At 41.9% G+C, this 11,902-nt stretch carries 9 protein-coding genes, 1 tRNA gene and 1 pseudogene; 3 read left to right on the top strand and 8 right to left on the bottom strand.

The features are described from left to right. Positions 1-252 precede the first annotated feature (252 nt). The gene (patB, locus tag B7696_RS00145) at positions 253-2,019 is read right to left on the bottom strand and encodes a multidrug efflux ABC transporter subunit PatB (protein ID WP_084861474.1); all 1,767 of its coding nucleotides are present in this window, start codon (positions 2,017-2,019) and stop codon (positions 253-255) included. A 1-nt stretch (position 2,020) separates the two neighbouring features. Further along, positions 2,021-3,727 (bottom strand): multidrug efflux ABC transporter subunit PatA, encoded by a 1,707-nt coding sequence (patA, locus tag B7696_RS00140; RefSeq protein WP_084861471.1) that lies wholly within the window; start codon positions 3,725-3,727, stop codon positions 2,021-2,023. A gap of 203 nt (positions 3,728-3,930) precedes the next feature. Between patA and B7696_RS00135 the strand changes: the two genes are divergently transcribed. Together B7696_RS00135 and galU are read left to right on the top strand one after the other, a co-directional pair. Then, complete coding sequence (locus B7696_RS00135; protein WP_084861469.1) at positions 3,931-4,947, top strand: NAD(P)H-dependent glycerol-3-phosphate dehydrogenase; 1,017 nt, start codon at positions 3,931-3,933, stop codon at positions 4,945-4,947. Between the two features lie 21 nt (positions 4,948-4,968). Further along, entirely contained in the window at positions 4,969-5,868 is a 900-nt protein-coding gene (gene galU, locus B7696_RS00130) for a UTP--glucose-1-phosphate uridylyltransferase GalU (RefSeq protein ID WP_084861466.1), read from the top strand. 65 nt (positions 5,869-5,933) lie between these two features. Here galU and B7696_RS00125 read toward each other — a convergent pair whose 3' ends face one another. From B7696_RS00125 to B7696_RS00105, 5 genes are all read right to left on the bottom strand, one after another. Then, positions 5,934-6,611, bottom strand: a complete 678-nt coding sequence (locus tag B7696_RS00125; RefSeq protein WP_084861464.1) for a rhomboid family intramembrane serine protease — start codon at positions 6,609-6,611, stop codon at positions 5,934-5,936. Further along, positions 6,595-7,134, bottom strand: coding sequence for a 5-formyltetrahydrofolate cyclo-ligase (locus B7696_RS00120; RefSeq protein WP_064275938.1), 540 nt, complete (start codon positions 7,132-7,134; stop codon positions 6,595-6,597). Before B7696_RS00120 ends, B7696_RS00125 begins: the two co-directional genes overlap by 17 nt. A gap of 11 nt (positions 7,135-7,145) precedes the next feature. After that, on the bottom strand, positions 7,146-8,276 hold the full coding sequence (locus B7696_RS00115; RefSeq protein ID WP_084861462.1) for an N-acetyldiaminopimelate deacetylase: 1,131 nt from the start codon (positions 8,274-8,276) through the stop codon (positions 7,146-7,148). A gap of 67 nt (positions 8,277-8,343) precedes the next feature. Next, entirely contained in the window at positions 8,344-9,042 is a 699-nt protein-coding gene (dapD, locus tag B7696_RS00110; protein WP_061865070.1) for a 2,3,4,5-tetrahydropyridine-2,6-dicarboxylate N-acetyltransferase, read from the bottom strand. 228 nt (positions 9,043-9,270) lie between these two features. Then, a complete protein-coding gene (locus tag B7696_RS00105) occupies positions 9,271-10,182 on the bottom strand; it encodes a DMT family transporter (protein ID WP_084861460.1) in 912 nt (303 codons plus the stop codon). A gap of 103 nt (positions 10,183-10,285) precedes the next feature. On the opposite strand from B7696_RS00105, the pseudogene B7696_RS00100 reads away from it, so the two are divergent. Continuing rightward, positions 10,286-11,685, top strand: a pseudogene (locus tag B7696_RS00100) (ISL3 family transposase). Between the two features lie 123 nt (positions 11,686-11,808). Here B7696_RS00100 and B7696_RS00095 read toward each other — a convergent pair. Beyond that, positions 11,809-11,882, bottom strand: a tRNA-Pro gene (locus B7696_RS00095). Between the last annotated feature and the right edge of the window lie 20 nt (positions 11,883-11,902).

Here is an 11,902-nt window from a genome sequence, read left to right as displayed (position 1 = left end):
ATAGCCATGATGCCTCTCCTTTCGAATGTTAATACTCTTCGAAAATCAAATTCAAACCACGTCAGCGTCGCCTTACCGTACTCAAGTACAGCTTGCGGCTAGCTTCCTAGTTTGCTCTTTGATTTTCATTGAGTATAACGATAGTCCTATCATATCACTCAAAATGACTTTCGTCTAATATGTTTTTTTTAAGGCTGTGATAAATATTTTTTATGGACAAGAAAAAGCTGCCCACATAGGACAACTTCTTTCTTATTCAAAGACAAATTGATTGTGATAAAGTTCTGAATAGAATCCACCTAGTTTCAAGAGTTCATGGTGGTTACCGCGTTCAATGACTTCTCCATCTTTAAGCACAATAATCTGGTCTGCATTGAGGATGGTCTTCAAACGATGGGCAATGACAAAACTGGTTCTACCTGCTACAACTGCCTCCATGGCATGCTGAATCTTACTTTCTGTCACCGTATCTACGTTTGAAGTTGCTTCATCTAGAATGAGAACTTCTGGATCTGTCATCAAGGTTCGAGCGATAGAAATCAATTGCTTTTGCCCAGTTGAGAAGATACTCTGGTCATCATCGATAAGAGTATCGTATTTATCAGGCAAACTTTCGATATAGTCGTGAACGTGGGTTGCCTTGGCTGCTGCCTCAACCATTTCTTGACTAGCATCTGGCACACCGAAACGGATATTGTCTCGAATCGTTCCACTAAATAAGACCGAATCCTGCAAAACAATTCCTACCTTGCTTCTGAGGCTATCCAAGTCGTAGTCACGGATGTCTTTGCCGTCAAAATAAATACCACCAGCATCAACATCATAAAAGCGATTGATGAGGTTCATAATAGTCGTTTTCCCTGAACCTGTCGGACCAACAACCGCTGTCATCTGGCCTTTCGGAGCGGAAATGCTGACATCTTTCAAAATAGGTTTATCAGGCAAGTATGAAAAATCAATATGACTGATTTCAACACCTTCTTGCAACTTAGTAAAGATCGGCGCCTTCTCAGGTCGAATTTCTTCCTCTGCGTCAAACATTTCCTGAATCCGTTCAGCACCTGTAAAGGCTAACTGAAGACTTCCCCAACTAGCTGCAACTTGGATAATAGGCTGGTAGTACTGCTGTGAAAATTGGGCAAACATAACAATCAGACCTAGGGCTGTACTTGTTTCAATAGACTTATCATTCAAAAGTACAGCTGAACCAGCAAAGATGACGACGGCTGTATTAACAAGACTCATCCCATTCATGACAGGGAAAAGAATTCCTGAGAACATCCTTCCTTTAAAGGTTGTCTTGCGTACGCGCTCGTTTTGTTCAAGAAATCCTGCCATCATATCCTCTTGAATTCCTTGCACAATGACAGCTTTTTGGCCTGAGATACTCTCATCCATATAGGCGTTAAGTTTCCCTACCTCTTTCTGCTGGAGGTTGGTATATTTCCGTGCCATTTTCACGATGAAAATCAGCATGAGGAAGGCCACTGGTGTGCTGGCAATGGTGATGAGGGCCAGCGTCACATTCCTCGAAAACATGACAAGAATCAGACCGATATATAAAACAATATTGCTCATGACCTGAATCAAACTTTCGTTAAAGGCTTGGAGGATATTATCCAAATCACTGGTAAAACGAGACAAGATATCGCCATCTTGTCGGCGGTCAAAGAAAGAAACCGTCAAGCGAGCAAGCTTACCGAAGAGGCCTTTGCGCATCTCGTTTGTCGACTCTGCAATCACGCGCGTCATGAGACACATGTATATCACACTAGAGATAAATAGAACCAAAACCAGCAGGCCAAGATTGACCATGATTCCTGATAGGCTTTGCCAAATAAGTTCTGGATTGCCATTTTGATAAGCTTGAACTAAATTAGCTAGCTGCGTCACTGCTTGTCCAGAAAAGACCGGAAAGAGGGCTTGGGCAAGAGTTGCTAAAACAATCATCAGGATAACAACTACAAATGATAGCTTATAGACTTTAAAATAATTCCAAAAAAATTGAACTGTCTTCATTTTACTCCTCCTTTCCTTTCTGTGTTTCGTAGATTTCACAGTAAACAGCATTGTTGGCAACCAAGTCTGCATGCGTCCCTTGACCAATCAATCGCCCTTGATCTAGAACCAAGATTTTATCTGCATGGACAACCGAGCTAATCTTTTGAGCGATGATAATGGTTGTCGTCCCCTTTAATTCCTTATTCAAGGCTTCTTGCACTAGGCGCTCTGACTTGGCATCCAAGGCCGAGGTCGAATCGTCAAAGATCAGAATACGTGGATTGCTGACAATCCCACGCGCAATCGACATCCTTTGCTTTTGCCCACCTGAGAAGTTGGTTCCCCGTTCCTCAACTGGACTTTCAAAGGTTTTCTCCATACGATGAATGAATTCACTAGCCTGGGCAATATTGGCTGCTCGCTCCATTTCAAATAGAGTAGCATCTCCCTTACCCTGTCTCAAGTTATCTGCAATCGTTCCACTAAAGAGAATGGCACGTTGGAGAACGATAGAAACTGTTTTACGCAAGGTCCCTTCACTCACTTCTCGAATATCCTTACCTCCGATTTTGATAGCCCCTTCCTGTGGGTCAAAGAGACGTGGAATCAATTGAGCCAAGGTTGATTTTCCTGCACCAGTTGCTCCAACGACACCAACCATTTGACCAGGCTCGATGGTAAAGCTCACATCTTTCAGCATCGGTTCCTTGTCCATTGGATAGGTAAAGGTTACATTTTCAAAGCTAAGGCTTCCAACCAACTCTTCATCTGGGACATCTTTGAAGGTCATAGCTGGATCTGCGTCAAGAATTTCTCGAATACGACGCATGGAAATCATGGCACGGCTGACAGAATTTCCCAAAAATCCAACCATAACAATGGTAAAGATAATCTGGCTTAGGTAATTGACAAAGGAAGCAATGGAACCAACAACAGAAGGATCCGACTGAACCATTCCCGCGACCAGCCAAATAGAGAGGAAGACCGCCCCGTATCCGACCAACATCATGAAGGGTTCCACCACTGAAAAGGCATAGCCGATGTAAAGGTTTTGACCGAGAAGCTCGTCTGAGACCTCTGTAAACTTCGTAAACTGCTCTTTTTCTTGGACAAAGGACTTGACCACACGAACACCGCGTAGATTTTCTTTGGCGATAGCGTTGATGCGCTCAAGAAGGGTTTGAAACTTGGCAAAACGAGGACCCATCATCCCCATCATGATAGCAGTCAAGCCAAAAATCAATATAACCATGAGAACAATCACCCACCACAGAGAGGGCAAAGTTTGAACCGCAAGGAGAAACGAACCGATGAACAAGAGGGGTAATCTGAAAAGAATTTGGAAGGTCATCATGACCACGTTCTGAATCTGATTGATATCGTTTGTCATGCGAACGACTAGATTTCCCGCATTAAATTGTTCAATATTTGCATAAGAAAAGGTTTGGATTTTGCGGAAGGCATCTTCCCGAAGGTCGGATGAAACTCCTTGGGCAATATAGGCTGCAAGGACAACATTGAGCCCACCAGCAACTAGACCGACCAAGGCCACACCAATCAACCAAGCCCCGATACTATAAATAGCTTCATATTTCCCAGCAAGGAGGGCGTCTAACACTTCCTGCAGATAACGCGGTTGCAAAAGTGAACTAGCAACCATCAAGCCTGTCATCAGAAGCGAGGCCAAGGCCTGCCACTTGTAGGTTTTTACTTTCTGAATCAGCATATTTTCTCCTTAAAAAATAGACAAAAGGGAGCGACAATGCGTCAGCTCCTTCTCATTCTGTTTGTGTGATGTTATTCTAGCAAAAAAGTGAGAACTTGTCAAAGAAGTCTCCTTGATACAAATTAGTGCGCTTTCATCTACAGTAATGCATGATAAAGGTTTTTATGGTAAAATAGTAAAAAAAGGTTATAAAGGAGGGGAATATGGAAAAACAAACCATCGCCGTCTTGGGGCCTGGTTCTTGGGGAACTGCCCTTTCACAAGTCTTAAATGACAATGGACACGAGGTACGTATTTGGGGAAACATTCCCGATCAAATCAATGAAATTAATACCTATCATACTAACAAACACTACTTTAAAGATGTCGTTCTAGATGAAAAAATCATTGCCTACACCGACTTAGCAGAGGCATTGAAAGATGTGGATGCGATTTTGTTTGTTGTCCCAACAAAAGTGACACGACTTGTTGCCCAACAAGTTGCAAAAACCTTGGACCATAAGGCTATTATCATGCACGCATCAAAGGGATTAGAACCTGATAGCCATAAACGATTATCAACCATCCTTGAAGAAGAAATTCCTGAACATCTCCGCAGTGATATTGTCGTTGTTTCAGGACCTAGTCATGCAGAAGAGACCATTGTGCGTGACCTGACTTTAATCACTGCTGCTTCTAAAGACTTACAAACAGCTCAATACGCTCAAGAGCTCTTTAGTAATCACTACTTCCGACTTTATACTAATACGGATGTTATCGGAGTTGAAACTGCTGGTGCTCTTAAAAATATTATTGCTGTCGGTGCTGGAGCTTTACATGGTTTGGGATTTGGTGACAATGCTAAGGCAGCCATCATCGCTCGAGGTTTGGCAGAAATTACCCGCCTAGGAGTAGCACTTGGGGCCAGTCCATTGACCTATAGTGGCTTATCCGGTGTAGGAGACTTGATCGTAACGGGAACCTCTATCCACTCTCGTAACTGGAGAGCCGGAGATGCTCTTGGTCGTGGAGAATCTCTAGCTGATATCGAAGCCAATATGGGCATGGTGATTGAAGGAATTTCAACGACTCGAGCAGCTTATGAACTAGCGCAAGAACTTGGAGTCTATATGCCAATTACACAAGCCATTTACCAAGTTATTTACCACGGAACCAATATCAAAGATGCCATTTATGACATCATGAACAATGAATTTAAAGCAGAAAATGAGTGGTCTTAACCCTCTAGAGAAAGGATTCTTATGACATCAAAAGTTAGAAAGGCAGTCATCCCTGCCGCTGGACTTGGGACTCGATTTTTACCAGCAACCAAAGCACTTGCTAAAGAAATGTTGCCAATTGTAGACAAACCAACTATCCAATTTATCGTAGAAGAAGCTCTTAAATCAGGTATTGAAGATATTCTGGTTGTCACTGGTAAATCAAAACGTTCTATTGAAGACCACTTTGACTCAAACTTTGAGCTTGAGTACAACCTCAAAGAAAAAGGCAAACATGACTTGTTAAAATTGGTAGACGAAACAACTGGCATTCGCCTTCACTTTATCCGTCAAAGCCATCCTCGTGGTCTTGGCGATGCTGTCTTACAAGCAAAAGCTTTTGTGGCGAATGAACCCTTCGTTGTCATGCTTGGTGACGACCTAATGGATATCACAGATGACAACGCTGTACCTTTGACAAAACAATTGATGAATGATTACGAGTCGACTCACGCATCAACAATTGCTGTTATGCCTGTCCCTCATGAAGAAGTTTCAGCATATGGAGTTATCGCTCCTCAGGGTGAAGGGATTAATGGTCTCTACAGTGTCGAAACTTTCGTTGAAAAACCAGCTCCAGAGGATGCTCCAAGTGATTTAGCAATTATCGGGCGCTATCTGCTCACACCAGAAATTTTTGAGATCCTCGAAAATCAAGCTCCCGGTGCTGGAAATGAAATCCAGCTTACCGACGCTATTGATACACTTAATAAAACACAACGTGTTTTCGCCCGTGAATTTACAGGAGCTCGTTACGACGTTGGGGATAAGTTTGGCTTTATGAAAACATCTATTGACTATGCCCTCAAACACCTACAAGTCAAAGATGACTTGAAAGATTACCTCATCCAACTAGGAAAAGAATTGGCTGAGAAGGAATAACATAAAAAGATAAGGTTCAAAAATGCCTTATCTTTTTTCATTACACAACTATTATTATAAGCTCGTCACAAACCCATTCCCCTGTAGAGAAGCAAGACTGCCAATCCTACGAATAACACTAACGCTACCAGTCTCTGACTAGCGCTATACATCCGTCTTTCTCCTTGAACTGGAAAGATAATTGCTAGAAATGCTCCACCAACTGCTCCCCCGATATGACCTGCTAGGCTGATTCCTGGAATCAGAACACTTCCAATAATGTTAACCACAAAAAGTGTCAGATAAGATTGCCCTAGCTGTTGGATATAGGGGTTGCGAGTGGCATAGCGAAGAATGATAATCGCTGCAAATAGCCCATAGAGAGAAGTAGAAGCTCCTGCTGCTAAGGATTTTGGACTAAATACAAAAACAAAGAGATTCCCCATCATTCCTGATAAGAGATAGAGAAAGAAAAACTTCTTGGATCCGAAAATTTCCTCTACTTGCCTACCAAGATAATAGAGAGAAAGCATATTAACAATGAAATGCTCCCACCCAATATGAACAAAAATGGCAGAAAAGAGACGCCAAATCTGCTCAGGAAAGAGGCGAATAGCTGGTCCATACATAGCTCCAAATCGAAATAATGTATCCGCCCTGTCAAAGTTTCCACCTGCATTGACCAACATTAGTAAAAATACCAAGGCCGTCACAAAAAGGAAGAAACTCGTCACAGGATAACGTCTATCAAAGATTTCCTTCATCAATCAAAACCTCCTGAACAGGAATATCATGGTTTTCAGAGATAAAATCCTGAATTTGACAAGGATAAACCGTACTCAAAGTATGACCAGAAAAATGTTCTAGATAGCGGTCATAATAACCTCCACCATATCCAATCCGATATCCTTCCGTCGTAAAAGCCAGACCAGGAACATGAATCAAATCAATCTGAGAGGCATCCACCACTTCCAAATCTCCCTGTGGTTCCAGTAAGCCAAAGGAAGTTTTGGCTAGTTGTTGCGGATTATAGACTACAAAGTCCATGCACCCCTTGGGATAGGTTTTGGGTATCAGAACCTTCTTGCCATCCTTCTGCGCCTGCTCAATCAGTTCCTGCGTTTGAAACTCATGAGGAAAAGAGAGGTAGGTTGCGATGATCTTAGCTTCTTGGTAAAAGGGGTGTTGTAAAAGTCGCTCAGTTAAAGCTTGGTCTATAAACTGTTTTTGCTCTCGAGGTAAAGCCTTCATTTCTTGCAAGAATTGCTTACGTAATTCCGATTTCATAGACAACCCCTCTACTCTGCTGCCTTCTTTTTCAGGAAACTAGAGACCGCGTCCACCCCAATAGCTAAGGCTTCTTCCTTAGGACTCATCTGAGGGTGATGAAGGGCGTAGGGACTATCAATACCTAGCCAGAACATAACGCCATCAACTTTTGAAAGGAGGTAACCAAAGTCTTCACCTGTCATAGCAGGCTCGATATCAATCAACTCGATTCCCTCTTTCTCTTCAAAAAAGTCCATCAGTTCACGCGCCAAGGCTGGATTGTTCTCAACAGGCAGGTATCCACCTTGTTTGAGTTCCACTTCGACTTCCATATCAAAGGCAGCTGCAACTCCTTCTGCAACTGTTTTGACCCTCTTTTGAACCAAGAGACTCATATCTTGAGTCAAGGCCCGAATAGTTCCATGTAAAAAGGCTATGTCTGTGATGACATTGTTGGTTGTTCCAGCTTGGAAAACTCCAAAGGTCACCACCGCTCCCTCGATTGGGTTGACATTGCGGCTGACAACTGACTGTACTTGGGTCACAAAGTAACTAGCAGCCACCAAGGCATCATTAGCTTCATGTGGAAAGGCTGCGTGGCCACCTTTGCCTTTGAAACGAATCTTCACCTCGCAAGTACCTGCAAAGAGTGTATGAGTATTGGTCGCAATCTGACCAACCTTCAAATCTGGACGGACATGGAGACCATAAAATTGATCTGGTAGCCAATCTCTAAAAGCCCCGTCCTCATACATAAGCATACCACCTGCTTCATTTTCTTCAGCAGGTTGAAACAGAAAGAGCAGATTATTCTTGGGTTGCTCTTCAAGGGCGCGCTCGAGACAGCCCAAAGCAATAGTCATGTGGAAATCATGGCCACAAGCATGCATACGACCTTGGTGCTGAGAAGCGAAAGGAAGTCCTGTTTGTTCGACGATAGGCAGGCCATCAATGTCTGTCCTCCAACCAATAGTACGCTCTGGCTGACTTCCCTGCAAATAAACCAAAATACCTGTCCGCCAAGTACGAACTTGGACAAAATCCTTGCTCGCAGTCAATTTCTCAATCACATCCAGCAGATAAGCCTGAGTCTTGAACTCCTCCAAGCCAATCTCTGGAATCTGGTGCAAATCTCGTCTAGTCTGAATCAAATCTAACATCTATCTTTCCTCCTATATAGCAGAAAGAGGCTGGAAGAAGGGTTCCGCCTCTTTATTACTTTTACAATTATAAGGTACGAAGCGCATCCTCTAGCGCTGTTTTTTGTTGGGTTTGGGCATCAATCTCTTTGATTATACGAGCTGGAACACCTGCTACCACCACGTTTTCTGGGACATCTTGGGTAACAATAGCTCCTGCTGCGACAACTGAACCACTACCGATTTGGACCCCTTCGATAACCACTGCATTGGCGCCGATAAGAACATTATCTCCAACACGGACTGGTTCTGCGCTCGCTGGCTCAATCACACCTGCAAGAACCGCACCTGCACCAACGTGACTGTTTTTCCCAACGATAGCACGGCCACCAAGGATAGCACCCATGTCAATCATAGTTCCTGCACCAATTTCAGCACCGATATTGATAACCGCTCCCATCATGATAACAGCATTGTCACCAATTTCAACCTGGTCACGGATAATAGCACCCGGCTCAATACGAGCATTAAGAGCACGTTTGTCTAGCAAAGGAACTGCAGAATTACGAGCATCTTGCTCAACAACATAGTCTTGATTTTCTACCAAACCTTCGAGAAGAGGAGCAACGTCCTTCCAGTCTCCAAATAGGACATTCCCTAGTTTGACAACAGAGCTTGGTACAGCAGTTGCAAGTTGTCCTTCAAAGGTTACTTTAACACTAGTTTTCTTTTCAGCATTGGCGATAAATTGGATAATTTCTTGTGCGTTCATTTTTGTGGCAGTCATAGGCGCCTCCTAGTTCATTTTAATGATACCTATTCTACCAAAAAAGACCTCAAATTTGAAGCCTTTTTGTTTGTTTTTAGGTATGATTTTTAGGGATGTGAGATAAAACGTGCTGTCGGTAAAAGCAAGCCCCTACCGATACAACCTAAAAACACTCTTCACAACTATCTCCCCGTGTTTTATTGACTATTCTAGTATAGCACACTTTTAGAATTAAGAAAAGACTTTTTATTTACTTTCTTTCGCTTCTTCTATCGATAGGAAAATCATAGGTAAAATAATCAAGGCCATAGCTAGAAGAAGGGACCAATCCACTACTAAACCTAAAAATAAAACACTCAAAAGGGCAGAAGAGAGAGGTTCACTGGCACTAATAACGGAAACCACCAAAGGAGAAACCAAGGACACAGCCTTCATGGAAATAAAAAAAGCAAAAGCCGTCCCAAAGAAAGCGATAATGAGACAAATCAAGATACTCCAAATATCAGGAGTAAAGGAAAGCTGATAAACCGGCGAGAGGCCATTGCTAAATAAACCTGCCAAAATCATCCCCCACCCAACCGTGGGTACAAAACCATAGCGCTTCGCAAAAGGTTGGGGCAAGATAACATTAAACATGACCCCCATGGCACTCAGCAAACCCGTCACAAGTGCTAGCGGTGTCATGGATAATTGAGAGAGATCTCCCTTTGTCGCCATCAGGCAAACACCCAACATGGCAACCAAAACATAAAAAATAGCGCTTTTTGACGCTCGTTTTTGATAAACCAAGCGATTGTAAAAGAGGATAAAGACTGGACTGATAAACTGTAAAATAGTTGCTGTCGCTGCATTTGAGTATTCTACACAGAGATAGAAAAAATACTGAACTGAAAAAATCCCCAAAATAGCATAGGCTAAAAAGGGCAGGTAATTTTTCTTATCTCGCCAAATATCTAGCACTTGCGATTTTAATTGCATCGCAGACCAAATGAGCACAAGACTCCCTGCTAGTGTCAAACGCATAGAGGTAATCCAGCCAGAGGACACTTGATAATGAGTAAAGAAATACTCTCCTAGAATCCCACAGATTCCCCAGATTAAGCCAGATAGGAGCGAATAAATGGTTCCTTTAACAATCTTTTTCTGATACTGATTCATACCTTTATTGTAACACGAAAGGAAAAAAGAAAAAAGTGGCAATAGAAAAGTCCCATAAGATCTATAATGAAAAGTTACCAAACAACTCATTAGAAAGAATCATATGGAACAACTACACTTTATCACAAAGCTACTCGATATTAAAGAACCTAATATCCAAATTATGGATGCTATCAATAAGGGTAACTTCTCAAAGTAACTTCCACTTTTACTAGCGGTGGAACTTAGTTTGGGAATTTAGCTGTTATCAATAGGAATACCCACAAGTAAATCATCTCTAAACTGGAATACGATGCCCCATCTTGTCCTCATTGTGGGAAATCAAATGAAGAAATATGACTTTCAAAAACTGTCTAAGATTCCTTACCTTGAAACGACTGGTATGCCTACTAGAATTCTGCTTAGCAAGCGACGATTCAAGTGCTATCACTGTTCAAAACGATGGTGGCTGAGACTTCTATCGTCAAGAGGAATCACCAAATCCCTCGTATCATCAATCAAAAGATTACTCAAAAGCTGATTGAAAAGACTTCTATGACCTATATTTCACATCAGCTAGCCATTTCAACTTCAACTGTCATTCACAAGCTCAATGACTTTCACTTTGAATGTAACTTTAGTCATTTGCCTGAAATTATGCCCTTGGACGTTAAAACAGTCAGGTGAGTGACTGTTTCAATCGGTAGATGAAGATGAGTTTCATTGCGCAAGATTTTCATAATCTCAGTATCATAGCTGTTCTTGAGGGAAGAACAAAAGCTATCATTCAAAATCACTTTCTTCGCTACCATAGAGCTGTTCGCTGTCAGGTAGAAATTATTACTATGGATCTGTTTAGTCCTTATTATGACTTGGTTAAACAGCTTCGCTTCCGAATTTCTATGCTCAGGCTGAAACAGTCTCCCAGACTGTTTCACTCCCAAACTCTAAAATCGTTCTAGATCGTTTTCACATTGTTCAACATCTAAGCCGTGCTATGAGTCGTGTGCGTGTTCAAATCATGAATCAATTTGAACGAAAATCTCATGGATACAAGGCTATCAAGCGTTACTGGAAGCTCATTCAACAAGATAGTCGTAAACTCAGTGATAAGCGATTTTATCGTCCTACTTTTCGTATGCACTTGACCAATAAAGAGATATTAGACAAGCTTTTGAGCTATTCAGAAGACTTGAAACACCACTATCAGTTCTATGAATCTTGCTTTTTCACTTTCAGAATAAAGAGCCTAACAAATTTTTTGTACTCATTGAGGACAATCTAAAGCAGCTTCATCCTCTTTTTCAGACTGTCTTTAAAACATTACTAAAGGACAAAGAGAAAATCGTCAACACCCTTCAATTGCCTTACTCAAATGCCAAACTGGAATCGACTAATAATCTCATCAAACTTATCTAACGAAATGCCTTTGGTTTCAGAAACTTTGAAAACTTCAAAAAACGGATTTTTATCGCGCTAAATATCAAAAAACGGACAAAATGTGCCTTTCTCGAGCTTAGCTGACTTCAACCCACTACAGTTGACAAAGAGCCAATTAAAAAAAGAGAGAAGCAAACTGATTCTCTCTTAATGTATATAATATCTAGTTAACCAAAAAAAGATACGCTTACGTATCTCTGTAATGAATCGGGAAGACAGGATTCGAACCTGCGACACCTTGGTCCCAAACCAAGTACTCTACCAAGCTGAGCTACTTCCCGAGTTAAATAGAAAAATGCAC

It is taken from the genome of Streptococcus mitis (assembly GCF_002096815.1).
GTDB lineage: Bacteria > Bacillota > Bacilli > Lactobacillales > Streptococcaceae > Streptococcus > Streptococcus mitis_AD.
This window is presented reverse-complemented; position numbering and strand designations above follow the sequence as displayed.